Source organism: Pseudomonas sp. QC2, from assembly GCF_002859085.1.
Lineage (GTDB): Bacteria > Pseudomonadota > Gammaproteobacteria > Pseudomonadales > Pseudomonadaceae > Aquipseudomonas > Aquipseudomonas petroselini.
Genome location: NZ_PKKS01000008.1, coordinates 303839 through 330225, shown reverse-complemented (window position 1 = coordinate 330225; position 26387 = coordinate 303839). Strand labels below are relative to the sequence as shown.

At 56.6% G+C, this 26387-nt stretch carries 23 protein-coding genes and 1 pseudogene; 11 read left to right on the top strand and 13 right to left on the bottom strand.

From position 1 onward, the window contains the following. Nucleotides 1-24 precede the first annotated feature (24 nt). The 4 genes from QCBJ_RS08240 to QCBJ_RS08230 form a co-directional block, all read right to left on the bottom strand. Nucleotides 25-1788, bottom strand: coding sequence for a chemotaxis protein (locus QCBJ_RS08240; RefSeq protein ID WP_256581469.1), 1764 nt, complete (start codon nt 1786-1788; stop codon nt 25-27). Then, nucleotides 1785-3548, bottom strand: a complete 1764-nt coding sequence (locus tag QCBJ_RS08235; protein WP_102060506.1) for a hypothetical protein — start codon at nt 3546-3548, stop codon at nt 1785-1787. Before QCBJ_RS08235 ends, QCBJ_RS08240 begins: the two co-directional genes overlap by 4 nt. A gap of 379 nt (nt 3549-3927) precedes the next feature. After that, the gene (locus QCBJ_RS30025; protein ID WP_143483301.1) at nt 3928-4128 is read right to left on the bottom strand and encodes a hypothetical protein; all 201 of its coding nucleotides are present in this window, start codon (nt 4126-4128) and stop codon (nt 3928-3930) included. A gap of 104 nt (nt 4129-4232) precedes the next feature. Next, nucleotides 4233-4514, bottom strand: a complete 282-nt coding sequence (locus tag QCBJ_RS08230; protein WP_096138972.1) for a helix-turn-helix domain-containing protein — start codon at nt 4512-4514, stop codon at nt 4233-4235. An 85-nt stretch (nt 4515-4599) separates the two neighbouring features. Between QCBJ_RS08230 and QCBJ_RS08225 the strand changes: the two genes are divergently transcribed. Continuing rightward, complete coding sequence (locus QCBJ_RS08225) at nt 4600-5043, top strand: hypothetical protein (protein WP_102060505.1); 444 nt, start codon at nt 4600-4602, stop codon at nt 5041-5043. A 514-nt stretch (nt 5044-5557) separates the two neighbouring features. Here the strand turns inward: QCBJ_RS08225 and QCBJ_RS08215 are convergent. The 5 genes from QCBJ_RS08215 to QCBJ_RS08200 all read right to left on the bottom strand — a co-directional run bounded on the left by QCBJ_RS08215 (nt 5558) and on the right by QCBJ_RS08200 (nt 11434). Then, nucleotides 5558-7672, bottom strand: coding sequence for a hypothetical protein (locus QCBJ_RS08215; protein ID WP_102060503.1), 2115 nt, complete (start codon nt 7670-7672; stop codon nt 5558-5560). Then, entirely contained in the window at nt 7659-8447 is a 789-nt protein-coding gene (locus tag QCBJ_RS30650; protein WP_371916656.1) for a tyrosine-type recombinase/integrase, read from the bottom strand. Before QCBJ_RS30650 ends, QCBJ_RS08215 begins: the two co-directional genes overlap by 14 nt. Continuing rightward, nucleotides 8396-9199, bottom strand: a complete 804-nt coding sequence (locus QCBJ_RS30325; RefSeq protein WP_256581467.1) for a hypothetical protein — start codon at nt 9197-9199, stop codon at nt 8396-8398. Before QCBJ_RS30325 ends, QCBJ_RS30650 begins: the two co-directional genes overlap by 52 nt. A gap of 11 nt (nt 9200-9210) precedes the next feature. Further along, on the bottom strand, nt 9211-10464 hold the full coding sequence (locus QCBJ_RS08205; protein ID WP_102060502.1) for a site-specific integrase: 1254 nt from the start codon (nt 10462-10464) through the stop codon (nt 9211-9213). A 220-nt stretch (nt 10465-10684) separates the two neighbouring features. Further along, a complete protein-coding gene (locus QCBJ_RS08200; protein ID WP_012724229.1) occupies nt 10685-11434 on the bottom strand; it encodes an SDR family NAD(P)-dependent oxidoreductase in 750 nt (249 codons plus the stop codon). A 99-nt stretch (nt 11435-11533) separates the two neighbouring features. Here QCBJ_RS08200 and QCBJ_RS08195 point away from each other — a divergent pair, with 99 nt between their 5' ends. Beyond that, on the top strand, nt 11534-11893 hold the full coding sequence (locus QCBJ_RS08195; protein ID WP_012724228.1) for a helix-turn-helix domain-containing protein: 360 nt from the start codon (nt 11534-11536) through the stop codon (nt 11891-11893). Nucleotides 11894-11953: 60 nt separating this feature from the next. Here QCBJ_RS08195 and QCBJ_RS30645 read toward each other — a convergent pair whose 3' ends face one another. Together QCBJ_RS30645 and QCBJ_RS30640 are read right to left on the bottom strand one after the other, a co-directional pair. Then, nucleotides 11954-12679, bottom strand: coding sequence for a methyl-accepting chemotaxis protein (locus QCBJ_RS30645; RefSeq protein ID WP_370636041.1), 726 nt, complete (start codon nt 12677-12679; stop codon nt 11954-11956). 132 nt (nt 12680-12811) lie between these two features. Continuing rightward, nucleotides 12812-13567 (bottom strand): annotated as a pseudogene (locus QCBJ_RS30640) (MCP four helix bundle domain-containing protein); the annotation flags it as partial. 157 nt (nt 13568-13724) lie between these two features. Here QCBJ_RS30640 and QCBJ_RS08185 point away from each other — a divergent pair. After that, nucleotides 13725-14933, top strand: a complete 1209-nt coding sequence (locus QCBJ_RS08185; protein ID WP_102060501.1) for a multidrug effflux MFS transporter — start codon at nt 13725-13727, stop codon at nt 14931-14933. Between the two features lie 191 nt (nt 14934-15124). Beyond that, nucleotides 15125-15982 carry a glucose 1-dehydrogenase gene (locus QCBJ_RS08180; protein WP_012724225.1) on the top strand — a complete coding sequence of 286 codons (858 nt, stop codon included), beginning with the start codon at nt 15125-15127 and terminating at the stop codon, nt 15980-15982. A gap of 445 nt (nt 15983-16427) precedes the next feature. Here QCBJ_RS08180 and xerC read toward each other — a convergent pair whose 3' ends face one another. Together xerC and QCBJ_RS08170 are read right to left on the bottom strand one after the other, a co-directional pair. Further along, nucleotides 16428-17342, bottom strand: coding sequence for a tyrosine recombinase XerC (gene xerC, locus QCBJ_RS08175; RefSeq protein ID WP_012724224.1), 915 nt, complete (start codon nt 17340-17342; stop codon nt 16428-16430). A 108-nt stretch (nt 17343-17450) separates the two neighbouring features. Further along, nucleotides 17451-18275, bottom strand: coding sequence for a M949_RS01915 family surface polysaccharide biosynthesis protein (locus QCBJ_RS08170; protein ID WP_102060500.1), 825 nt, complete (start codon nt 18273-18275; stop codon nt 17451-17453). A gap of 413 nt (nt 18276-18688) precedes the next feature. Between QCBJ_RS08170 and arnC the strand changes: the two genes are divergently transcribed. Genes arnC through QCBJ_RS08135 form a run of 7 tightly spaced genes read left to right on the top strand, consistent with a single transcriptional unit; the run spans nt 18689 to nt 26386 of the window. Then, nucleotides 18689-19714, top strand: coding sequence for an undecaprenyl-phosphate 4-deoxy-4-formamido-L-arabinose transferase (gene arnC, locus QCBJ_RS08165; RefSeq protein ID WP_093544486.1), 1026 nt, complete (start codon nt 18689-18691; stop codon nt 19712-19714). A 2-nt stretch (nt 19715-19716) separates the two neighbouring features. Continuing rightward, complete coding sequence (gene arnA / locus QCBJ_RS08160) at nt 19717-21708, top strand: bifunctional UDP-4-amino-4-deoxy-L-arabinose formyltransferase/UDP-glucuronic acid oxidase ArnA (protein ID WP_102060499.1); 1992 nt, start codon at nt 19717-19719, stop codon at nt 21706-21708. After that, entirely contained in the window at nt 21708-22592 is an 885-nt protein-coding gene (gene arnD / locus QCBJ_RS08155; RefSeq protein ID WP_102060498.1) for a 4-deoxy-4-formamido-L-arabinose-phosphoundecaprenol deformylase, read from the top strand. The genes arnA and arnD overlap by 1 nt, the downstream gene beginning before the upstream one ends. Continuing rightward, a complete protein-coding gene (arnT, locus tag QCBJ_RS08150) occupies nt 22589-24244 on the top strand; it encodes a lipid IV(A) 4-amino-4-deoxy-L-arabinosyltransferase (protein ID WP_102060497.1) in 1656 nt (551 codons plus the stop codon). The genes arnD and arnT overlap by 4 nt, the downstream gene beginning before the upstream one ends. After that, nucleotides 24241-24588, top strand: a complete 348-nt coding sequence (gene arnE, locus QCBJ_RS08145; protein WP_012724218.1) for a 4-amino-4-deoxy-L-arabinose-phosphoundecaprenol flippase subunit ArnE — start codon at nt 24241-24243, stop codon at nt 24586-24588. The genes arnT and arnE overlap by 4 nt, the downstream gene beginning before the upstream one ends. Next, nucleotides 24585-24998, top strand: a complete 414-nt coding sequence (gene arnF / locus QCBJ_RS08140) for a 4-amino-4-deoxy-L-arabinose-phosphoundecaprenol flippase subunit ArnF (protein ID WP_093544495.1) — start codon at nt 24585-24587, stop codon at nt 24996-24998. The genes arnE and arnF overlap by 4 nt, the downstream gene beginning before the upstream one ends. Next, a complete protein-coding gene (locus QCBJ_RS08135) occupies nt 24995-26386 on the top strand; it encodes a UDP-glucose/GDP-mannose dehydrogenase family protein (RefSeq protein ID WP_046034161.1) in 1392 nt (463 codons plus the stop codon). The genes arnF and QCBJ_RS08135 overlap by 4 nt, the downstream gene beginning before the upstream one ends. Nucleotide 26387 lies beyond the last annotated feature (1 nt).

Sequence of the window (26387 nt, the reverse complement as noted above, 5' to 3'; positions counted from 1 at the left end):
AAGCAAGATGGGAGACGATTGCCTCTATCTTGGTTTTGTCATCACAGTCGTGTGAGCATCGACCTCTACAGTAGACTCGATTGGCAAAGAGCAATCCCTCACATTTTTCAGCAACGGTAGCCATAAATGAGGAGGGATAGGTAGTCGGTGGTGCCGACAAGCCATCACAAGAATCGGCCAATGACCGAGCTTGATGGCGGATAAATTATTGAAATGTTTGTTACATGCGGCTTCAGACTCCAGCATATCCACGATGGCATTGCCATCCGATGTGATAGGCACGTCAGTCAAAACCATGCCGTGGCCTGCAAGTCCATTATAAATTTGCGCCTCGCTATCTGCCCCAGGTATCCAGAATTGCATGTTGCAATGTTTGAGTTTTTCCTTCGCGAAATGGGAAAACTCTCGGGAATTAACTGTTTCACCTTGTGATGACGCCCATGCGGATATTAACGGTAGTAGGGTGCTGCCCTTTGTTTGGTTTTTTCTATACTCTTCGGTTTGCTCCTGAGGGTGGCTAATCAAGTTTTTATAGCTTCCGTATGTGGTCGGATACTTCCCATGAGTGCTATAGGACAAAAGATAACTTTCCAATAAATGATCGCAATAATTTTGGGCTAAAGGTTGCCATTTCTTCATCATCGATAAAAAAATTACCGTTATTGCGATATCGATAGAGTGCTCGTCCGAAATGGGGCTAAGCAGGCAACGATTATTGTCAATCAGGTTGCGCACTTGGGAAGCTAGTACTTCCGCCTCTTGGCGGCTGTCAAGGTAGGGGGCAGGAACTGTATCGCCCCAACTTTGATGCCAGAGTATCCATAAGCCGCGCTGGGCAATCCTACCAAGTATTTCGAAGAGCTTGAGGTTTACATCCACAGGTGTCGAAGATTTTACTGAGGATGAGATTCCGTGGCGAAGATGTACGTACGGCAGTATCTTTTTACCTAGTAGCTCGTCCCAAATTTGAAAATGAAGATTTACCAGTTCGGCAAAAGTGGCTCCTATGTCTTCAGATAGCTTTTTGCCGGTTTCTATGTCGCCTTTAATGTGATCCCACGCTTTGAGAATAGCAAGTTCGCTAGACCGGTACGGCGCTTCGAGATTTCCGGCGTCACGGGCCCACACAAATAGAACCCAAAGGCAAATGTATGCTTGACGGAGGCTGGTCAGACGAGACTGGGGCGTCAAGTTATCCGTAGAGAGTAATCCGTTGAGCAAATGGGAGAAGTGTTTATACGCGATATCTGGTTCATCCAACATCGCGACGGATTTTTGGAAACTGCCTCGTAGCTTTTTGTCGACCAACTGTTGGCGGAGCACACCTTTGCTCAATTGCCCTGCCAGGTAATCGCCGTTCCACTCCTGGAACGAAATCTGATCGTTGGTGAGTGACTTTGTAAACTGTGTCAGGTTGTCTCGGACAGCCTCATGAACGTCCCCACCAAAACATAAGCAAATTACAATTTTTAGTTGCCTGTGCTGCTCGGCAATCCGCACGCGAATGTAAAAATCGATGATGTCGTTTATTGAGCTTCGCAGTGCTTGCGGGGTGCCATCCCAGTCCGCTCGCAGCAAATCTCCTTGTTTGATGGAGAAAAGAAATATTTTTTCTTCACCGTCATCGTCCAAACCAATGGCCGCTACGTCCACGCCGAATTGACGTGTCCCAACAGAAGGGGGAGAAATGACTGTGTAGCCCAATTCGCTAAGTAAATCAGGCAGGACGACGTCTAGCTCGCGACGCTCGCGAAGAGAGGCAAGGTACTCTCTGAAAACAAGCTTCATTCCGGACGACCTTCTAGCTTGAAGTTGAGCAGTTTCATACGAAGGCCTGTCGGATCGAGCACTTCTTCTCGCGGTATCTCGTATTGATGGCTGAAGTTGGCAAGCGTTTGCTCCATCCTCCTTCCAGGGCTGGCGCTCCGATCATCGTTTCCCTCAACAGGATTGTCTTTGATCCAAGTAACCATTCCATTTCCGTACAACAGAACTCTTTCGGCAAAGATACCTGCAAAAGGCGAACTTTTTTTCGATTCCCGCATGCTGTCATTCATCGAATCTGAATGACGCTGCCACTCCAGTTGTCGCTCACGCTCAGACGGCTGAAGCTCGGGAATGAAACCAATCTCACCTAGCGAGTCGCAGTATCCTTTCAAATCAAGAAGGGCTTTTTTCACCATCTGGGCTGCTTTGTCTTGAGCATCATCAGCGACCGTCCGAAGGTGTTTATCGGCGCTGGTATAGTTTACGAGGAGTGGGTCAAACAAGAGATCACTTAGAACATTAGACTGGGTCTGAGAAGCACAACGGCCTAATGAGATAATAAGCGCCGCTGCTATCGCTGGTTTTATGAAAAAAACGGCAATCGCCCTGCGTGCAATGAATCCATACTCCATACCTGATAGATCGAACCGCGCGAAGTCCGATTGGAATTTGTACTCTTCTTTAGTTGCGAATAGACCGTCGCTTAGCTCTTGACAGAGTTTATAGGGTGCTGTTCGGAGCCACGAGACAACCCAATCCTCCAAGCACTCAGCTGGCCCTTCATGAAGCTTTGAGATGACAGAGTCGAAATTTTCGAATGAGATTTTTGAATCTGGGTGCAGAATCAACTCCGCAATATGATCCCGAACACGTGTGACTTCTCCCGCTTCAATAAAATGCGCCAAACCGTAGTCGATGAGGTTGAGAGTATCCGGTTCAGGACGGACAAGTCGGAGGAGCGAATGCAGCGCGCCGGCCACCGTAGAGTTAAAGTCTTTGAAGTTAAATGCCAAGGCATATGCAATGTCGCGTGCGACTGCAGGCGTGGTAGGGAGCGCAGCTTTGGAGATAAGTCGATGAAGCTCATGAGTAAGTATGGGAGGAGCAGTTTTGAACCAAGTCAGAAGGGTTCTTGTTTGCGCGCTTCGGATTTCATCAGCCGTCTCCTGCTCCACTGAAGCACTGAAAGCGTTCAATCCTCTTTGCCAATCCGCATCCTGGCTAAAGGGTGGCTCGGATAAAGCCTGGATCACTTGTACTTTCTGCGTCTCTGTGCCATCCGCGATGAACGTATAGGCGCGTTCAGCGAAATACGACATATCGACTTTAAGTCCCGATCTAATTGCTATCGAAAGACTGTAGAGTTTGCATCCATCGACCTGCTTAGTATCGATGAGGGTGAGAAGCTCTTTTGGGCGCGTTCCAGATGCTCCGCACCATGCGCTTAACGTATCAGTAACCTCATACGTCTCCGTGCCTTTTTGGCCTGATAGCCCTTCTAGAGCGGTAATAAGTGCAGGAGCTGAGATATCGAGCTTTCTGAGCACCAGGAAATAGATTCTTCTTCCTAAGTCAGCCTTATAGCCATGAAAGGCATCTATGGCACCAGAAGCAAGCAGACTAAGTAGATTGATGTCCCCATCGTTCTGCGCTTGCGCAAGCTGCTCGGCCAGAGCGTCGCAGTGCTGAAATCGGGATTCCCATAGATCGTCGAAGATTGCATTTAGCAAGGTGCCATTTTTAGCGTGGCCAATAATTTCGGCGCGTGAGGGAAGAATCATCCATGAGCTCCTGAATGCGAGTGTGCTGTATAGGAACGGATTCTAGCGATCTGCCGGTGATAGCGGAACTTCTTTAGGTCTGCGACGGTGAGAGCGTGGTTTGTGTCAAGCAGTTTTCGAGGTGGGTTACGATAGGTAACCGACCGCTATTGGCCGATAGCTACCCATCATCAAAATTCAGAATGCCATCGTTAGGGTTGCCTAGCGTGAACGCCGGTGCGATTGGCGAGGGGTTGGAAAAAGTGCAGTCAACCGCATGCCAATAAGAAGCCTCCTATCCTCCCATAAAGTAGACAGCAGATTGCAGTCTGGTGCATCACGCCGGTGGAGGGACACTTCAAGCCGCAGCAGTATTTCAAGAGAGAAGCCATACTTTTGCTTATCGGGCAAATTCCGGAGGCAGAATGCGTTGACGGCGCGCTCCAGCAGGTTTTTTCATCACCTCTTTCAAACGCTGAGCAGATGCTTCTAGCTCGGACGGCGACGCAAGGCTGATAGAAAGCATTAACGCATCACGACGTTTCTGCTTACCCTCCAAAATTTTAGAGAGGCTATTTTCCGGCTGAACTGGGTGTTTCATCGTTGCGGACCTCGATCTTCGGATCATTGGATGCTAGCACACGCCTTACAACCCGCAGTCTTCCGTTGATCCCCTTTGCTTGTGGAACATAATCCGTCAGATGTTCACTTTATCTCGCTTGGCAGTTCCGTTCGAACTCGGGAAAACAGTTCGTCTAACGAAGTCTGATTGTCCTGAAGCAGATAACAGCCTACGAGTATGGTCAGCGGATGAACGTCCATTACAGTTGCCAGCTCGTCTACCTTCTCGATCGTAGGGCTCTTCAGACCGCGCTCTAGGGTGCTGAGATAGGTACGACTACTGACGTCGGAGAAATCTTCCTGGGAAAGCTTCCTCTCCGATCTCAGCTTTTTCAGGGCCGCGCCAAATGCCTGTTTCAGTTCCATAGTGCCGACCTCGCAAAAGGAACGATGAAGCCTTCGCGAGCTCTATAGGGCTACAATCTATAGTGTTCACTTTTGGGATGGCGCTATGTTCATCACTCACAAACCAGCAGAGATTTTCCTCGGCGCGTACCTGGGTGAGGACATCATCCAGTACTGGCAGTACGTTGAGCAGACCACTCATTGCCCCTGGTTTTACGTCAAAGTAGGTCGACAGCAAGGCACTGAAACGTTGAATAGCATGGTTCTGATTCCCAGCATTTCAGTGCTTGAGCAGTTACTTAATGAACAAGGAGCAAACATCTGGCTGTTGGATGTGCAGTTGGTTTCCCCGGCTTATCTGAACGGAAGTGAGGGGTGGAAGATGGAGAGGCTGTTAGAGGTGTGCGAGACGGTGGATGACATCAGTGAGGAGGCGGCCTATGTGTATAGCTTGGAGGGAGGGCATATCTACACTGAAGCCTTGGGGTCCTGCAGATCCGATTTGCAAAGTCCTCGCATCATTTTTTCGGCCACACAGGCAACTCGGTGAGCGTGAGCCCAACACGCTTGAACGATTAACGGCATCTTTGATGCGCTAGCGGTTAGGAAATCTTGCCTGTCCGCGGCGTCAGTCAGCGGCGTTGGCAGCCTTTCTGCCACTTACCGCCCTCGCAATGGAGTCAGTATGTTTTCGACATCCAATCCTTTCAGCAGACAGTTTTGCGCAATTGCCGACAGTGCTTCATAGAGCTGGTCTCGCTGCTTTATCAAGTCAGCATTCTCTGCCTGCAGATGAGCAATTCGTTCTTCGAGGCTTCTTCGGCGGCGGGCACCGTCTGGATCTCTCCCACTCTGCTTGAGTTGTGCAATACGGGCGGACTCAATTCGCCTCCCACGATCACCTACTAGGGTAGCGCGGCTCGTCAGGCCCAATCGACGCTGCACTTCGGGGCGTGAAATAGGCGCGAGCTCCAGTCCTAAGCTAATCATTTGAGCGAGGAGGGCGTCGATAGCCTCGTCCAAGGTGCCGCCCCTCAAGATCTGTCGTTGCGCCATGGTCGCCTCTAATCATCCGAAACTGAACTGTGCCGTTTGTCCGAGTCCGCAACCGTCATTGGATGCCCGTTGGGAAACACGCGTTGCACACCTACATTGGTATCGCGTGCGAGGACGGAATTTAAATTGTTGAGCTTGTCTTCCTGGTCCGCCAGCCATACATCGCTGCCTGCCTCTCCAGCGCCGGCATCGCGCATGATGGTGATTGCCATCGTCAGATTCTCGGCTTGTTTCTCAAGGTAGGCCCGCTCCGATGGAGTGCCCATCAGATGGAGATGCGAGCAGCCATTCCAGCACTGAAGATGCTTAGGGCAGGGAGCTTGGGAGAAGTCGTGAATGCAGCCTCCAAAGGGTGTCACGTGCAGCGCCGTGGCGTGTACGGTGAGGAATGCTTCTGCAGTTGTCGTGCCTTTATCTGACAGCAACGCATGGTAACTGTCGGTCAACGCGCCCTGAATGCGTTTATCTCTTATGCCTGTATGCAGAAAATCGATGCGCTCGCGATGGCTATTGAACGCCAAGAACTCGTGATGCGCAGCAGTGTTTTCCTCAATGCTCGTGTGTTGATAGTAGACATTCTGGTCGAGGCGTTTTCGCCCTAAGGCCAGTGCTTGCTGAACATCACTCATGCCGGTCAGATGGTAAATAGTGTTTCGCCAGTGTCGGGGTTGGTGGCTTGTTAACCTAATCGGAGTGCCATCGGATTCGGTTAATAAACGACGCGAAAAAATAGACGCATATTTTTCATCGTCACCTAACGCGTGATTGATATCCACGATGGTGACCCGACGCGGGACCGCACGAAACACATTTGCCTCACGTCCACCGAAACGAAATTGCCCGTCGAAAGCGATGGCAAGAGTTTCGCTGGTTCTGAGTAGGATACGGAGCTCTCCTCCAACATTTTCTGTTAGTACCGCGTGTCCACGGAGCTTCGGCACGATCAGTCTTTCAATCTCACCCGCAACGTAGCGTCGCTTTAACGACCTTCCTCGTTTCTCATCTGGCTCATCGTCGAACGGATGGACGCCGTTGCGCGTGAGGAAAAGGTATAGATTTCTGTTTGCACTCTTTGTTTCGCTGAAACCTAGCCAGTCCAAGACCAATGCATCGGAGACTACCGACTGAGGAGGGTAGCTCCAAATACGTCCTGGGTGGAGTTCTTGCCAGGCGGCAATCTCTCGCTGCTCTTTGGTTAGCGTCTTTAATCGCTCTACCGCTCGCCTGGCTAAAGGAACGTCGCTTTCTGCCAACCAATGAACACGGGATTGAAACTCCTTTTCCGCAAAGTACCTAATTCCACATTCGACCAGAGGCTCGCCATTGGCATCTACAACTACCTCTCCTGTCGTCCCTTTGATCGGCCTTTCGACCCAACAATCATAGGGGATTACTGCTACTTCATTACCTCGTTGCCCAGTCGCAATCAATAAATCGATCACCCGTAGCAAAATTTCTTCGCCATCACTGAGCGGGTTGTTCGAACATAGGGCATATGCTTCCATCGCCTCACGAGAAGGCAATCTATCATCAGATTTACGCTGTTTTACCGCACGATCAGGATCGTGGAGTGAAATGTACTCGTGACGGCGTTTCTCTGGTTTTGCATCATGCACAAAGTGGATGGCGGTCTCAGTTAATTGCAGTTTATCAATCGTATCCGCTATTACCTGAAGATGAGAGATTGCGTCGTAAAGGTTCTTGTAGCCACTTTCGCGAAGAAATCCTACGACGCGGTCAAAATCACCCCGCGTCAACTGTGTGGGATCGGATACGCCTCGCTCAAACAATGGATTGTAAAGCCGCCGGGCGGCAATATTGTAGGCCGCGACCATCGAAAACTTTAGGCTCCGGGTACGCTGCAGATATACGATTAATGCCTTACAAAAGTCTTGGTAATCCAAGGGGAGGGCAGCTTTAGGAGGAACAGAATAGCCATTCTTCTCAAGCGATTGTCGGTGTGTTTCAAAGGTTATGGTCTGTTGCTTCAGACGCTGTGGCAGCCAATGCTCGACCGACCAAAGCGTTGACTCCCATGGAGTTGGAATCGGTAATGATCGAAAAACCACTTGTTCCTGTTTAATGAAGTCTTCGAGATTCGGCCTTGCCCTAGATGGCGTCATCTGCGGCACCTTCCGTGTGCTGCCGGCAGCGCTCGATGGTAGCACTTACCGCCAGGATGGTTGTTTGATGCTGCGCGAGAGGCCGGTTGTGAACGAGGTCGCCGGCTTGTTGCGCCATGTCAATGAACCGTTGGGCTTCTCGTTGCAGAGCTTCTTTGACCTGCTCATGACGGCCGTCAGCAAAGGGGTGAAACTTCTTGCAGGTGTAGCAGGCATAGACGGGATTGTAGGGACAGTGTGAATGAACTGGGAGAGCACATGCACCAATGTCCCCGATGAACTGTGTGTCGATCACTCCACGGATCGCTCTTTCGGCAGCGGTATCGCGTCGTTTCACGACTTCCCCGGTCAAGAGACTGCGCATAATGCGCTGATAGGCGGGACTCTTGCCGAGTGCTTTTTCTTTGATCCGGGCAATGTTAGGGGTTGCCGTGACGTAAGCACGCGCTGCAACCGTGGTGTTGTGGCCAAGAAGTTCGGCAATCATGTCTGCCGGAGTTCCCTGGTCCGCCAGACCTTGACCGAGATGATGTCGGAGCAACCTGGTCACCTGGTTAGGCTTGTCTATCCCAGCCTCACTCAGTTCATGTTTAAGTCCTGTTATGATTTCAGTTACAGACAGCCGTGTTCCGTTAAAATTTACAAATAAGGGTTCACAGTTGCTACCAAAGCGGCGTTGAATTTCCGAGATATGCTGTGAGATCTTATCCCCCAGTCTGGTCGTTACTTTGCGCGGCCGTCGCTCAGGCCTGCGTTGGCCGACCTTTTTGGCCATAGGTAGCCATAGGTAGCCATAGGTAGCCATAGGGTGTAATATTTATCTTTATTAGTGCTTTCAATAAACTCAAAGTCTGAAATATCAAGGGAGTGAAATTGTATCGAACGTGGTGCAAGTTCAAAGCCCAAATGAAGCATTACATTGAGCTGGACTTCCTCCCAAGATCCCGATGAAATATTTCGTTCAATACGCTTGAGCAGCCGAACTTCTTCCTCAAGATCTAAACCCGTTTGCGAGAGAAAAATTCGCGAATATGGATCTACACGATCTAATTTTACATCCTTGATTTTAAGATAGGTGCTTGAATCAAAACCTTTAATCCCTCTATCAACTCCCCAGCGATAGAGCCTGCGGAACCCGATAAGATTATGTCTAGAACGTTTGAATCCATCTAATTGGGCGATTAAATTTTGATGATCCCAAGGAAAGTGACGGGCGAGGTTGGTGCCTGATAAATAGGCAAGAGACCTTACAAACATAAACGCTGTCTGGGGAGCATACTTCTCCAGCGCGTATGCCATAAAGCCTTTGGCTATTTCATTAAACTCTGGAGTTAAGTCAAGCTCGGCCCAATCAATTTTCAGTGCGACCCCACCGTCGTACCATGTCCACACATTCAACCGGGTATTGACGTAGCGTGGCTGGTCATTGGTACGTGTTCGAATGGCAACTTGAGCCGGGCCCTGAAACACATAAGCAGCTAAAGAGGAGGCGGGTGAAGGGTGACCTCGACCGGCGGATTTAGACACAGCAAACCTCCTTAATTTTCACGGCGGGTCCAGGCTGCCGAGGCTCGTTCGGCGTTATGGCGATTGGCCGACTCTGCTAGATAACGACTTGCATAACGTCGTGGCATGGTCGAGGCATCGGACCAGCCACATACCCGTCGGAGTTCATCCGTAGCCCGCTCCAAATCATAACCGCGTGTTTCGACCAGATAGGCCAAGAAACGGTCTGCGAAGGTGTGGCGAAAGTCATGCGCAGAGAGTGTAGGCAACAACCCAGGATGAGCCAGCTCAATGGTCAGAAATAGCCGATCTAGGACGTTAGACAGTGCGCGAATCGACAACGGGCGGCCTCGGTCAGAGATGAACAAATAGCGATACAGCAATTTCATCGGTTTTCCGTCACGCAGTGGGCGTCGCTCGCTCTGGATATAGCGCTCGTAGACCTCATACAACTGTGTGGAGATACCTACGGTCCGCCCGTGTGTTTTCAGTGCAGGCTCTTCAGCGCGCGGATCTCCTGGGTCATGTTCGCGGTCATTGATGCTGAGATAAGCATGCTGAGAACCCTGATTGATGTCCGTGGCGTAGAGCTTCAGAAGCTCTCCGCGGCGAATACCAGTCTCCAGCAGCAATTCAATCATTAGCCAATTGCGCAACTGCAGTCGTTCCGGAAACGGATTCTCCGCAGCGCCCGGGACAATCAATGTGCGAATGATCTGGAGTTGCGTATCTGTCAGACTGCGGTAACGAGTGCGGTCGGGACGAACATTGATGATATGGCTCTCAAAGCGCCGCTCAATGACGTCGGCGACATCTGCAAATACAACTTCGATGTGAGCCAAGGTGGTTGAGTTATGACGGGCGCGCGGGATGTAACGAGTGACGCACCAGGACAGGTACTGCTTCAGCAACCGCAGGTACTGGTCACGGGTACGCGGATCGATCTGCGGAAAAGTTGCCGTTTCAGCTTTGCCGATTCGCGCGATCAGATTGTCAGCTTGACGGCCGCTTTGGAGCCAGATGGCGTAACCGTCTAGTAAAGACAGAATCGCCTCAAAGTGGCAGGCCAGGATGGCCTCATCGATATCCAGATCTCGGCTTCTGGCATAGGCATAGAAAGCCTGGATAGCACGTAGGTGCGCTGCGGTAGTGTTAAATGCACGATGCCTGAGCTTGAGCTGGACATAGATGAACGGAACGAGCTTGGGCAACGGCGCCGCATCTCCGGTCTGCACGAGCAGCGGTACACGCTGACCAGAAGCGTAACGGCACTGAATCAGCTTCATCGGCAGCCACCTCATACAATGGTTCACCATGAACACAACGTACATGGCCCGTTGAGAGAGTGGACGTCAGAAGCGGGATTGTCGAATCAGGGCTTTAGGCTGCTCATGAACATATCTAACATAGCACCTCGTTTAACATAATATACATTATGCGCAATACGATACTGTGTAATCAGGGGCAGTGCCCGTCAGATTTCAACAGACAAAACCCCTATCTGACTCAAACCTGAGCAAAGCCCCCATCAACAAACATTTCACTGCCTGTCATGAAGCTGCTCTCATCCGATGCCAGGAACAACGCTGCTGCTGCAACTTCTTCAGGCTTGCCGATACGACCCAAAGGAAGCTGCGCAGTCATGTCGTCGATGATTGCTTCCTTTTGTCCCGTGCCTGAAAGCGCCAGGTCAAGACCCGGTGTCGAGATCGGCCCGGGTGAAAGTACGTTGACGCGAATCCCCGTGCCTTTCAGATCCAGTGCCCAGCTCCTGGCGAAATTACGCAGCGCCGCCTTGGTGGCGCTGTATACGCTGAACGCCGGTGTGCCCATGGTGCCTGTGGTCGAACCGGTCAGGATCACTGAGCTGCCGGCGTGCATGAGTGGCAACGCCGCCTGCACGGTAAACAGCGTGCCTTTGACGTTGATGCCGAATGTACGGTCAAACGACTCCTCAGTGATCGATCCGATCGGCTGGAAATCTCCCAGGCCCGCGTTGGCGAACAGTACGTCAACTCGGCCTTTATCGGCTTTGACTTGAGTGAAAATGCGCTCGAGGTCGTCCAGTCTTGAAATGTCACCTTGTATGGCGATGGCGTCAGCGCCGATCAGGTGTAGCGCCTTGTCCAGTTCTTCCTGCCGGCGACCGACGATCACCACCTGTGCGCCTTCAGCCGCAAAGCGAATGGCGGTTGCCAGGCCGATGCCGCTGTTGCCGCCGGTAACCACTGCAATTTTGCCGTTGAGCCTGTTCATGATGAACTCCAAAGAATGTTGAGGCCCAACTGTAGATCTACGCTATTCTTTTGAATAGTATGCACCTTTCAGTAAGTACCCCCTGGAGCCTGTATCCTGATGGCCAACAACTCATTCAACTGTGGTCTCGAAGCCGCCCTGGCGATGATTGGTGGTAAATGGAAGCCGCTGGTTCTGTTCAATCTGGCCCAGAACGTTCATCGATATGGCGAATTAAGACGCGCGATTGGCGGCGTGACCGATAAGGTACTGATCCAGCAACTCAAGGAGTTGGAGCGCGATGAGATCATTGCCCGCGTGGATTTCCAGGAAATACCGCCTAAAGTCGAATATTCCCTGACGCCCTTCGGGCAGTCCCTGGCCACGGCGCTGGGCGCGCTGTGCCAATGGGGCACGGAACATATGCAAACAGTTGAGCGCATCGCCGAACGACGTACGTCTGCCCTCGCCCAACCGTGAGCCCCCTGCCCCGACAGCCAACTCAACTAAATGACTATTTAGTTGAGTTAAATCAATAACTTATAACCTGAATCGATCAACAGACTGCGACAGCTTGCCTGCCAGGTTGGACAACTCGTCCGTGGTCGACGCCGTCGTGGCGATCACCCGGCTATTGTTCTGCGACATGCCCGCAATCATCTCCACCTGATGGGCAATTTCATTGCTGGCCAGGCTCTGCTCACCGATAGTGCGGGAGATATCGTTGACCATTTCCGTGGTATTCAAGGTGGCCTGGAGGATCTCGCGGATCGCGCGCTCCACCTCGGCGGTCACCGCCATGCCCTTATCCACTTGGGCAACGCCCTCCTCCATGCTGGTGACGGCTTCCCGCGTGCTTTGCTGGATGCGGCCGACCATGCTGGCAATTTCCTGGGTCGAGGCGCTGGTACGCCCGGCGAGGCTGCGTACTTCATCAGCGACCACGGCGAACCCGCGGCCCTGCTCACCGGCGCGTGCAGCTTCGATCGCGGCATTCAAGGCCAACAGGTTGGTTTGGTCGGCGATCCCTTTGATCACCTGGATAATGCTGAAGATCGCCTCGGACTCCTTGTCCAGCGTGCGGATCACCTGGGCGGATTGCTGAGCGGAGCGCGCAATGCCGTCCATGTCACTGACCACCTGATGAATCACCCGCCCGCCGTCCTTGGCCAAGGTTTCGGCCTGGTTCGCCATCTCGAGTGCGCGTCCGGCATGCCGGGTGATTTCCTCGATACTCGCCGTCATTTCACTTGCGGCGGCGGCCATGGTCGTGGCTGCTGAGCTTTGCTGCTGGCTGCTGCCGGCCACTTCATGGCAGCCGTGGCTGAGTTGCTCGCTCATGCCATTGACCCCTTGCGCGTTGCTGCGCACCACTTCGATCATGCCGCGCAGATCCCGCTGCATCGTGGCGAGGCTGCGAATCAATGCGCTGGCTTCGTCCTTGCGGCGGGGCTCGACAATCGGCTCACTCAAGTTGCCATGGGCGATGCTGTCGGCAATGCGGCTGGCCATTTGCAGCGGCCCCATGATGCTGAGCATGACCCAGCGGCCTTGGGCCAACAGCAGCAAAAGACTGGCGATCAACACCGCACCCAGGGTGAGATTGGCGTTGCTGATGGTCTGCCGGGTGCCCACACTGGTTTGCTGGGTGTTGTTTTCGATCAGCTCGCTCAGCGTCGCCATTTGATCTTCCAGGCGGGTGAACGCGGTATTGAACGTATCCAGTTCAGCACGCGCGGCTTCGGGATTGTCCAGCGCGAGGGTGACGATACGCTCACCCGCGGCGATGTAGCTTTCCAAGCTGGGTTTGATTTTTTCCAGGTTGGCCTTAAGCGTATCGTCCAGCGGCAGCTTGAGGTTGTCCGCCAACACCTGGCGAAAATGCTCGGCGTGTTCCTTGAGCGAGCTGTTGACTTCGGCCTTGGTGCTGGTGCTTTTACCCAGGCCGACCAACATGGCCGACAGCACATCGGCGCGCAGCGCATCGTGCATCATGTCGGCTTCCATATGGTTGCGCAGCACGGTCATGCTGACCTCGCTGTCCTGCACGGCGTCGCCCATCCGGTTATTTCCCAGGTAACCGGTCAAGCTCATGATCAAGGCCGTGAGCAACCCGGTCGTAATCAACAGCATCAAGCGTAGTTTGATCGTCATGCATATATCCCCATGCCTGGTCAGCCGGTTGGGATGCCAACCGTAGAAGCCCCGCTGGTCATGTTATCGGCCACGCGTGCAGCTTATTGAAGCCTAAGTTTGCGGATCTGCGCGGATCCCTTAAGCTGACCGACCCTTGCTCCACCCGGAACTGCCCATGTCTCGAAGTATCGCCCACCTCGCCCTGCTGCTGGGCTTGATCACCGCCGTCGGCCCCTTTGCCATCGACATCTACCTGCCGGCCCTGCCGACGCTGGGCGCGAGCCTGCAGGCCTCGCCGGCGTTGGTACAAATGAGCCTCACCGTGTTCTTTGTCATCATCGGTGTGTGCCAGCTGTTCTACGGGCCGATCAGTGATGTATTCGGGCGTAAACCGCCGATCTATGCCGGCCTGGTGATTTTTGCCGTAGCCAGCGTCGGATGTGCCTTGGCGCCGACCATCGAATCACTGATCGCCTTTCGTGCGCTGCAAGCGTTCGGTGCGTGCGCAGGCATGGTGATTCCCCGGGCTATCGTGCGGGACCTGTACACCGGGCATGAAGCGGCAAAATTGATGGCCTTGTTGATGCTGGTGATCAGTGTCTCGCCGATCCTTGCGCCGCTCGCCGGCAGCCTGGTGATCGCGCTGTGGAGCTGGCGTGAAGTATTTGCCGTGCTGGCGGTCGTCGCGGTGGCGTGCCTGGTGATGACCATCGTGCAATTGCCCGAAACCCACCCGGCCGAACGTCGGCTGGGCAAGACCTTGGGCAACGCCTTCAGCAGCTATGGCGCGTTGCTGCGTGATCCGGTATTCATTGGCTTGTCGGTGGTGTGCGGTTTTGGCCTGGCGACCTTCTTCGTGTTTATCGGCAGCGCGCCGTTCGTGTACATCGAGCATTACGGCCTGACACCCACTCAATTCAGCCTGGGGTTTGCCCTGAATGCCGCCTCGTTCTTCGCCATGAGCCAACTCACTGCCCGCCTCAGCGCGCGCTTTGGCCTGGCGCCGCTGATTCGTGGGTCGGTGGTAGCGGTGGCGGCGGTGATGGCCGTGCTCGCGACCACCACGCTATGGGTCGATAGCTTGGCCTTGATGATGACGATGCTGTTTATCGGCTTCGGCTTTCTCGGTTTACTGCTGCCGGCGGCCGGGGTGTTGTCACTGGAGGATCACGGCGCAGTGGCCGGTTCTGCCTCGGCCTTGCTGGGGGCGATCCAGATGATTACCGCCGCAGTGTCCATGACCCTGGTCGGCGTGTTCGCCGATCACACACCCGCGCCGATGTTGATAGGCATCGCACTGTGTGGCATCGCGGCGATGCTCACCACACTGTGGACGCTGCGTCGTCTACCGGCTCACTTGGCGAGTGCCCCGCCCTCCTCCTGATCGCTGCCCAATTGCGCCAGGTACGCCCACGGATAAATCCCGCGCGGGTGACCATCGTTGGGCAGTGGAAATACCGTTTTTGCAAAAGCTTAAAGCTAACCACTCGTCGGGCTTCGGCGGCATCCGTTACAACTATCGACCGGCGGGTAACTACTAATCCCATAGCCCCTTTGCAAACTATGGAGATTGATATGACTGATTACCCTCGCCCACCCTTCGCCCCTCAAGCTCAAGCTGTTCCGGGTGCGCAGAAGAAAATGGACCCGTATCCCGATTGCGGCGAGAAAAGCTACAGGGGCTCCGGCCGACTCGCCAACAAGATCGCCCTGATTACCGGGGCCGACAGCGGCATCGGGCGCGCCGTGGCCATCGCCTTTGCCCGTGAAGGCGCCGACGTGGCCATCGCTTATCTGGATGAGCATGAGGATGCCCAGGAAACCGCACGCTGGGTCGAAGAAGCCGGTCGCCAATGCCTGTTGCTGCCGGGTGATATTGCGCAGAAAAGCGTGTGTCAGTCGTTGGTGGATAAAACAGTCGAACAGTTCGGCCGCATCGACGTGCTGGTGAACAACGCCGCGTTCCAGATGAGCCACGAAACCCTCGAGGAAATCGAGGACGAGGAATGGGTGAAAACCTTCGATATCAACATCACGGCGATGTTTCGCATCTGCAAGGCGGCCTTGCCACATATGAAGGCCGGCAGTTCGATCATCAACACCAGCTCGGTCAACTCCGACATGCCCAAGCCGACGCTGCTGGCCTATGCCGCCACCAAAGGCGCGATTGCCAACTTCACCGGTGGCTTGGCGCAGTTGCTCGGTAGCAAAGGTATTCGGGTCAACAGTGTGGCACCGGGGCCGATCTGGACGCCGCTGATTGTGGCGACGATGCCCGATGAGGACGTGAAGAGCTTTGGCAGCGAAACCCCGCTGGGGCGTCCGGGTCAGCCGGTGGAAGTCGCGCCGATTTATGTGCTGTTGGCGTCGGATGAGGCCAGCTACATTTCGGGTTCGCGTTATGCGGTGACTGGCGGTAAGCCGATCCTCTAATGCCTCACTGTGGGGCTGGCTTGTCTGCGAAGGCGGCCTCACAGCTGACCGGGATGTTGGGTTAGACGGAGTACATATCCGTTATTTAGGTAGCGGCCACTTAGGGTTCCGCCCTTACGGCGGGTCACTTTCGAAAAGCGCGAAAGTAACCAAAGCGCTCTTGCCCCAACACTCGGCGCCTCGCTTAGGCTCGGTGTGCCCTCACTCCGGCTTGAATCCGTGGGCCGCCGTCATGGGCCATCCTTGGCCCAGGACGGCTAACCCGGCGTCCTGCCGGGTTACCCACCGATTCAAGCCTGCGTTCGGCCAGCGTGTTTGACGGGGCGCCTGAGATCAAGATCAAGATCAAAAGCAAGAGCACGGCGGCCTAGTAGCCGACCTGAGTGGTTGAAGCAAGAGCAGGTGCGTGTGGGAGCTGGTTTGCCGGGGATTGCGTTCGGCAATCCTACAGGTCGAACCGATCCACCGCCCTCCGCCGCTCATTGTCGTCGCGCACGTCGTAGCTGGCGGTGGTCTGGATGTTGGTGTGGTGCGCCAGTTTCTGCGCAATCGACAGGTCATGCTCCTCGATAACCCGCGTGATGAACGAGCGGCGGAAGTCATGGGGCATGATTTTCACGCCTACTTGCTCGCCGCGTTGGCGGGCAATGTAGTAAATCGCATGTTTGGTGATGCGTTCACGGGTGATGTGGCTGCCACGGCGGATGCGGTTGAACAGGAAGTTGTCATCCTGCTCTCCGTCCTTGAGTTGCTCACGCCGAAAGGTAAGCCACGCCTGCAGTTTGGCGAATGCCCAGTCCGGCGCGTATTTGATCAGCTCCTTGTTACCCTTGCCGATTACCCTCAGGCTGCGTTCTTCGAAATTGATCTGCGCCAGGTCAAGGTTGACCGACTCCGACTTGCGCATGCCCGAGCCGTACAGAATGCCGATCACCGCTGCATCCCGCAGGCCCTGGGGGCGTGGGTCGGCGGCGCAGACTTCCATCATTTCGCGGATCAGGCTGCGCCGCAGGTTGCGGCCCTGACCCAGGCGCGAGCCCGGCGTGGCCTTGACGGTGCGCATGCGTAACAGGTGTTCCTGGCTGATCAGGTTCAAGCGCCAGGCTTCGTTCATCACCCCGCGCACGGCATTCACGTACAACGACGAGGTATTGGGCGCATAGCCGTCTTCGCGCAAGGCGGCGACCAGGGCGATCACGTGTTCGGGTTGCAGCAGGTGCCAGTCGATGTCTTCGAGGTTGATGTCTTCGAAGCCCAGGCGGTCGGCGGCATCTTGCAGCACGTAGCGCATGGTCAGTTGGCTTGAGGGTGCCAGGCGGGTGAGGTAAAGGGTCAGCGGGTTGCGGATAGACTCAGTCAAGGTAGATCAGCCTTTGGATTAAATAACTCGAACAAGCCTTTGTTTAATCGAGCTATTTAGTGAATTGGCGAAGGCCGAGTCTAACCCAGTGACAGCCTTCGCACAAAATCATGGGGCCGTGTCGTCTTCCTCAGTAGGCTCCTGGGGCTGGACCTGGGTCTGGCTCCATTCGCTGTCCTGCTTCTGCATCAGCGCGAACCAGTGCTGGCGCATGAACGTCAGGTACGCCTCAGGCGCCTTGGCGAAGTCTTTCTCGTCGCCATAACACCCTGGCAACGGCAACTCGGTGCCTTGTTCCTTGTACTGGCTGACCAGCGCCTGCTGCCCGGCGACGCTGCAATCCTTGGGCAGCGGCATGCCACGCAAGGCGCCGGCCTCTTCGTCCCACCAGGCCGCGCCGACCCGGTCGACACCGCGCAGACGGTATTTCTGCGACTTGCCGACATGCATGATCAGCTTGAACTCATTGGGGCTGACATCGCTGGTGCAGGTGCGCGAATAGCCCACCGTGGCCTGGGTGATGCCATCGCCGGTGAGGTCGGTGACCTTGGTCGCGGCCCTGTCAAAGCGCAGCGAGGCGTCGAATTCGCAATGCTGCACATCGTCGTAGAGCATCCACACGCGCTTGGGGCGGTTGCCGTCGATCAGGTACTGGGCCGCATACACGAACGCCGACTGGGTGCCGTCGTCGTCGCGCTCGCTGATTTGCTCGGCGAGCACCAGCAGGTTCTTGCCTTGTTTATCGTCCCAGGTATAAGCGGCGATCTGCTTGCCGCGTACTTCAACACCCTCCGGCACCTGGTCAATGCTGGTGAGCGCCACCCCGTCATCGGCCTGGACTGTCGTGACCCACGCCACGCTCATCAACAGCCCGATCAACGATCCTATCAAAGCAGGCCGCAACTGGCCGCGTAAAAGCTGCACGCTATTCATCCGATCACCCTGGCAAGAGACGGCTTACTTTACCGGCACTTGGGACGCATTGCAGAGAAGATTCTTTACTTAAATTTCCTGGCCGAGCGTGCGCGTCCACGTTAAACCAAACGTCCTACAAACAGTTCCCATTTCGCCAGCCAACTAAAGCCTACAGGCCCCTAGTTGTTTAGCTGAACCCTAGCTGTCTACCTGTCAAATAAACGAGTTTTTCATCTGCCTTTCATATCTGTTCCACATTTTTACGCTTAATCTTTAGCGCAGTACTTCATAGCAAACCGCGCTATATCGTCTAACCTCTTGATTACGCTTCACCTTTGGCGCCGTTTTCTTAATCTGCGGTATGGACATTCGCCCAATGATTGCTGCTGTTTTCACGCTCCAAGTTGCTCTAACCCCGAGGTCATGAATCTTTGAAACCCTACCCTATTCATTGCGTGTCGATCGTAATCCCGGTCTACAACGAACAAGAGAGCCTGCCTGAATTGCTGCGCCGTACCACCGCAGCCTGCAAGCAACTGGCCTACGAATACGAAATCATCCTGGTCGATGACGGTAGCCGCGACAATTCAGCCCAACTGCTGGAGGACGCCGCCGCTGAAGACGGCAGCAACGTGGTGGCGGTGATCCTCAACCGTAACTACGGCCAGCATGCAGCGATCATGGCCGGTTTCGAGCAATGCCGAGGCGAAGTGGTGATCACCCTCGACGCGGACCTGCAAAACCCGCCCGAAGAAATTCCGCGCCTGGTCGAACAAGCCGCCCTGGGCTATGACGTGGTCGCCACCGTGCGCAACAATCGCCAGGACTCGGCCTTTCGCCGTTGGCCGTCGCGCCTGATCAACCTGGCTGTGCAGCGCTCCACCGGCGTGGCCATGACCGACTACGGCTGCATGCTGCGCGCCTACCGCCGCACCATCGTCGACGCGATGCTCGCCTGCCGCGAACGCAGCACCTTTATCCCGATCCTGGCCAACGGCTTTGCCCGTCACACCACCGAGATCCTGGTGCACCACGCCGAGCGTGAGCACGGCGAATCCAAATACAGCGCCATGCGCCTGATCAGCCTGATGTTCGACCTGCTGACGTGCATGACCACCACCCCGCTGCGCCTGCTGTCCATCGTCGGCTTCAGCCTGGCGGCGCTGGGCATGCTGTTTGCCTTCGCGTTGATCGTCATGCGCCTGGCTTTCGGTGCCGACTGGGCCGGCGACGGCTTGTTCGTGCTGTTCGCCGTGCTGTTCGTCTTCACCGGCGGCCAGTTCATCGGCATGGGCCTGCTGGGTGAATACCTGGGCCGCATGTACAGCGACGTGCGTGCCCGCCCGCGCTTCTTTATCGAAAAAGTGCTGCGCAACCAACCGGCAGCACCGGCTCCCGTGGTCGTCGTTGACGGCCTGGTGTCCTCCCATACCTCTACTTCTGCTGATCAGGTCTAAACATGAGTTCAAAAGCTGTTGTATTCGCGTATCACGATATTGGTTGTGCAGGCATCGAAGCGCTGCTCAATACCGGTTACGACATTGCCGCTGTGTTCACCCATGCCGATGACCCGAAGGAAAACAACTTCTACGGTTCCGTCGCCCAGTTGTGCGCGCGCAATGGTATCCCGGTGCACGCTCCGGAAGACGCCAACCACCCGCTGTGGATCGAGCGCATCGCCAAGCTGAACCCGGACTACCTCTTCTCGTTCTACTACCGCAACCTGCTGAGCGAGCCGCTGCTGGCCACGGCGCGCAAAGGCGCGTTCAACCTGCACGGCTCGTTGCTGCCTAAATACCGTGGCCGCGCCCCGGCCAACTGGGTGCTGGTCAACGGTGAAACCGAAACCGGCGTGACCTTGCACCGCATGGTCAAGCGTGCCGATGCCGGCGCGATCCTGGCCCAGCAGAAAGTCATCATCGAGCGCAGCGACACCGGCCTGACCCTGCACGCCAAACTGCGCGACGCCGCCAGCAACCTGCTGCGCGACGCCCTGCCGCAACTGGCCCAAGGCAAACTGGCGGAAACCGCCCAGGATGAAAGCCAGGCCACGTACTTCGGTCGCCGCACCGCTGCCGATGGCAAGTTGGAGTGGAAAAAACCGGCTGAGGAACTGTTCAACCTGGTGCGCGCCGTGACCCAACCTTACCCAGGTGCCTTCTGCGCCGTGGGCGAGCACAAGCTGGTCGTGTGGCAGGCCGACGTGGTCAAGGGCAACGAAGGCCTGGCGCCGGGCCGTGTGATCAGCGTCAACCCGCTGCGTATCGCGTGCGGTGAAGACTCCCTGGTAATCAAGTTCGGCCAGCGCAACGACAATGGCCTGTACCTGGCCGGCCCGTCCCTGGCCAACGAATTGGGCCTGGTCGACGGTTCCGTGCTGCGCGGCGCCGAGTCCGGCCGCAAACCGCGCCGTACCCGCGTGCTGATTCTGGGCGTGAACGGCTTTATCGGTAACCACCTGTCCGAGCGCCTGTTGCGTGACGACCGCTACGAAGTCTACGGCCTGGACATCGGCTCCGACGCCATCGAGCGCCTGCGCAGCCACCCGAACTTCCATTACGTCGAAGGCGATATCAGCATCCACACCGAGTGGATCGAGTACCACATCAAGAAATGCGACGTGGTCCTGCCGCTCGTGGCCATCGCCACACCCATCGAATACACCCGCAACCCGCTGCGCGTGTTCGAGCTGGACTTCGAAGAAAACCTCAAGCTGGTGCGCTACTGCGTCAAGTACAACAAGCGCGTGATCTTCCCGTCGACCTCCGAAGTCTATGGCATGTGCCAGGACCAGTACTTCGACGAAGACACCTCCAACCTGGTGGTTGGCCCGGTCAACAAGCAGCGCTGGATCTACTCGGTTTCCAAGCAACTGCTGGACCGCGTGATCTGGGCCTACGGCGCCAAGGGCCTGAACTTCACCCTGTTCCGCCCCTTCAACTGGATGGGCCCGCGCCTGGACCGCCTGGACTCGGCACGCATCGGCAGCTCCCGCGCCATCACCCAGCTGATCCTCAACCTGGTGGAAGGCACGCCGATCCGCCTGTTCGACGGTGGTGAGCAGAAGCGTTGCTTCACCGACATCGCCGACGGCATCGAAGCCCTGGCGCGCATCATTGATAACGACAATGACGCGTGCAATGGCCAAATCATCAACATCGGCAACCCGGAAAACGAAGCCAGCATCCGCCAGTTGGGCGAAGAGTTGCTGCGTCAGTTCGAAGCGCACCCGCTGCGTGACAACTTCCCGCCGTTCGCCGGCTTCCGCGATGTCGAAAGCAAAGCGTTCTACGGCACCGGTTACCAGGACGTGGCGCACCGCAAGCCAAGCATCGAAAACGCCAAGCGCCTGCTGAACTGGGAGCCGACCGTGGAGATGAGCGAAACCATCGGCAACACGCTGGACTTCTTCCTGCGTGAAGCCATGCTTGAAATCGCGGACAAAAAGTAATGGAGGCAGGTCTTCGCATCGACGTCGACACCTACCGTGGCACCCGTGAAGGTGTGCCGCGGTTGCTCGAAACCCTGGATGAAGCTGGGGTAAAAGCGACGTTCTTCTTCAGTGTCGGGCCGGACAACATGGGGCGCCACCTGTGGCGCCTGATCCGCCCGCAGTTCCTGTGGAAGATGCTGCGTTCCAACGCCGTGGGCTTGTATGGCCTGGACATTTTGCTGGCCGGCACCGCCTGGCCGGGCAAGCCGATCGGCCGCGACCTGGGGCACTTGATGCGCCAGGCCAAGGCGGCCGGGCATGAAGTCGGCCTGCACGCCTGGGATCACCATGGCTGGCAGGCCAACACCGGGCGTTGGAGCGAAGCGCAGCTGGTCGAGCAGATTCGACGCGGCGTGGAGACCCTGAACGACATCCTCGGCGAACGCATCGACTGTTCAGCGGCCGCCGGTTGGCGCGCCGATGAACGCGTCGTGCAAGCCAAGCAAGGGTTCAACTTTCGCTACAACAGCGATTGCCGGGGCACCAGCCTGTTTCGTCCAACCCTGGCCGATGGCAGCGCGGGCACCCCACAAATTCCGGTGGACCTGCCGACCTTCGACGAAGTCGTCGGGCCGGTGGTGGCTGCCAAAGACTTCAACACCTTCATCCTCGACCGCTTTGGCGCGTCGAAGCTCAACGTCTACACGATCCACGCAGAAGTAGAAGGGATTCTGATGGCCAATGATTTTCGCCAGTTGCTCGCCCAGGCAAGGCAGCGCGGCATCGACTTCAACCCCCTGGGCGACCTGTTGCCTGCCGACCTGACCTCCCTGCCCCAGCAACAGCTGGTGCGCGGCGCCTTGCCCGGCCGCGAGGGCTGGCTCGGAGTGCAGCAGGCATGATCCGCCGTTGGGCCCTGCCCCTGCTCCTGTTGGCGTTTGGCGTCTTCTACCTGCTGCCATTGGCCACCCACGGCCTGTGGATCCCGGATGAAACCCGCTACGCACAGATCAGCCAGGAAATGCTGCTGACCGGCAAGTGGGCGTCGCCGCACTTCATGGGCATCCGCTACTTCGAGAAACCGGCGGCGGGCTACTGGATGATCGCGCTGGGCCAGGCAATCTTCGGGCAGAACCTGTTCGGTGTGCGGTTTGCGTCCGCCTTGAGCACCGGCTTGAGCATCCTGCTGGTGTACCTGGTATCGCGCCGGCTGTGGAATGACCCGCAGAAAAGCCTGGTCAGCACCGTGCTCTACATGAGCTTTGTCAGTGTCGCGGCGCTGGGCGGCTACGCCAACCTCGATCCGCAGTTCACCTTCTGGGTCAACCTGACCGGCGTGGCCTTGTGGTTTTGCTTCGACAGCACCACGCGCAGCGGGCGGCTGGGGGCCTGGGCGCTGCTGGGCCTGGCCTGTGGCATGGGCTTCATGACCAAGGGTTTCCTGGCCTGGTTGCTGCCGGTGTTGATCGCCCTGCCCTACGCGATCTGGCAGAAGCGTTTTCGTGAGCTGCTGGGCTACGGCGTGGTCGCCGTGGTGGTGGCGATTGTCGTCAGCCTGCCATGGGCGCTGGCCGTTCACCTGCAAGAGCCCGACTACTGGAACTTCTTCTTCTGGCACGAGCATATTCAACGTTTTGCCGGCGACGACGCCCAGCACGCCGAGCCGTTCTGGTATTACCTGCCGCTGCTGGTTGCGTTCTGCCTGCCGTGGGTGGCGTTGTTGCCGTCCACGCTCAAACAGGCTTGGCTGGACAAACGCAGCGCGAAAATCGGCTTTGTGTTGCTGTGGCTGTTGATGCCGCTGGCATTCTTCAGCCTGGCCAAGGGCAAGTTGCCTTCCTACATCATGCCGTGCCTGCTACCGCTGGCGTTGCTGATGGGCAACACCCTGGCCGACAAACTGGCCCAGGGTCGTTACCGTGCATTGCGTATCAACGGCTGGCTGAACCTGGTCATTGGCGTGGTGGTGCTGCTGGCGTTGAGCTGGTTCCAATTGAAAAAACCGGTGTACGAACACGGGCAGGAAACCCTCAGCCTGGTGCTGGTGTTCACCTTCCTGTTCGGCTGGATCCTGGTCAACCTGCTGCAGGCCGCCCAGCCATTGCGCCTGTGGGCGGCGCCGATTCTCGGCAGCTGGCTGATGGTCGCCCTGTTGCCGGCCGCGTTGCCGCACTCGGTGGTGTACAACAAGACCCCTGATCAATTCATCATCGACCACCTGCAGGAACTGCAACCTGCCACCGCCTTGCTGAGCAATGACCTGGGCGCGGCGTCCGCGCTGTCGTGGCGCCTGGCACGCCCGGACGTGACGCTCTACAACACCGTCGGCGAAGTCAAGTACGGCCTCGCCTACCCGGATGCCGGCCATCACAAGGTGGATGTCACCCAGGTCCAGCAGTGGATGACCGAGGCGCGCAAACAAGGTGCGGTCGGCGTGGTGATGCGCGTCAAAGGCGACGACGAAGTGGCCGAAGTGGCATTGCTGCCCACCGACGGCAAGCGCTATGAACAAGGCAATATCGTGATTCTGATCTTCCCGCAGGTGACGCCTTGATCACCCTGCTGCTGTTATTGGCTGCGTGCCTGCTGACCTGCATGGGCCAGGTATCGCAGAAGTTCGCCGTGGAAAGCTGGCGCGACCTGCCGGAGGGCTGGGCACTGAAACTGCGTTCGCCGTGGTTGTGGTCGGCGCTGGTATGCCTGGGCCTGGGCCTGCTGGTGTGGCTGCTGGTATTGCAGCGCCTGGAAGTGGGTATTGCCTACCCGATGCTCAGCCTCAATTTTGTGCTGGTCACGCTGGTGGCGCGGTTTGTCTTTCATGAACCCATCGATGCCCGCCACTGGCTGGGTGTGGCGTTGGTGATCAGCGGTGTCGTGCTGCTGGGGCGTCACGTATGAGCCGGGTCCAAGGGTTTGCCCTGGCCCTGGGCAGCGTCGGCCTGGTCAGTGCCGCCCAGCTGGGGATGCGCTGGAGCATGACGCGCTTGCCGCTGCCCAGCGAATGGCTGGACGCGTTCACCCACAACAGCATCGACCTGGGTGCGCTCGGCATGGTGATCCTGGCGATCCTGGCCTACGCGCTGTCGATGCTTTGCTGGCTCGGCGCGCTCAAACACCTGCCGCTGGGCCGTGCCTATTCACTGTTGAGCATCAGCTACGCCCTGGTCTATCTGCTGGCGGCCAGCCTGCCGGTGTTCAACGAAGATTTTTCGGTTTCAAAAACCCTGGGGGTGGCGCTTGTCATCCTCGGTGTGCTGGTTATCAACTCTCGCCGTGCTAGCGCTACAAGTCCCAGGAATGCCCCATGAAAATCAGTGTATTTGGTAGTGGTTACGTCGGTCTGGTGCAGGCCACCGTATTAGCCGAAGTCGGTCACGATGTCATCTGCATGGACGTTGACAAAAACAAGGTCGAGTCTTTACAGAAAGGCCATGTGACGATCTTCGAGCCGGGGCTGGCAGCGATGGTCAAGGAAAACCTGGAAAGCGGGCGACTGCACTTTACCCATGACGAGAAACTCGCGGTCGAACACGGCGAAGTGCTGTTTATCGCCGTGGGCACGCCGTCGGACGAAGACGGTTCGGCGGACCTGAAGTACGTGCTGTCGGTGGGCGATGCGGTCGCCCGTCACCGCCAGGAGCCGGTGATCCTGGTGGAAAAATCCACCGTGCCCGTCGGCACCGGCGACACCCTGCGCGCACATATCGAAAAAGCCTTGCACCTGGCCGGCCGGCACTTGGACTTCGATATCGTCTCCAACCCGGAATTCCTCAAGGAAGGCTCGGCGGTTGCCGACTGCCGCCGCCCGGACCGCATCATCATCGGCTGTGAGCGCGAAGAAGTGCGCGACGTGATGCGCGACCTGTACGCACCGTTCAACCGCAACCATGACCGCATCATCTTCATGGACCTGCGCAGCGCCGAGCTGACCAAATACGCCGCCAACTGCATGCTGGCGACCAAGATCAGCTTTATCAACCAGATCGCAGAACTCGCCGAACACCTGGGGGCGGACATCGAAGCCGTGCGCCTGGGCATCGGTGCCGACTCGCGCATCGGCTACCACTTTATCTACCCCGGCTGCGGCTACGGCGGTTCGTGCTTCCCCAAGGACATGCGCGCCCTGATCCACAGCGCCAAGCAGGCCAACTGCTCCAGCGACCTGCTTGAAGCCGTGGAAGCCATCAACCAACGCCAGAAGAGCAAGCTGTTCGAGCGGATCAATGCGTTCTTCAAGGGCGACCTGCGCGGCAAGACCTTCGCCTTGTGGGGCCTGGCGTTCAAGCCCAACACCGACGACATGCGCGATGCACCCAGCCGTGTGCTGATGGAAGCGTTGTGGGCCGCCGGCGCCCATGTACGTGCGTTCGACCCGGAAGCCATGCAGGAAACCCAGCGTATCTACGGCGATGATCCACGCCTGATGCTGATGGGTACGCCGGAATCCACCTTGGGCGGCGCCGATGCGCTGATCGTCTGCACCGAATGGCAACAGTTCAAGGCGCCGGACTTCGACCTGATCCACCAGCGCCTGAAAACCCCGGTGATCTTTGACGGCCGTAACCTCTACGACGGCGAACGCCTGGCGCGCAAAGGGTTCCAGTATTACCCGATCGGCCGTGGCGACTCCTGCCAGTTGCCGATTCCCCAGCAGCAGTGGGTGGCTCAAGTGGCAAAACAGGTCGTGGAAGCCTGAT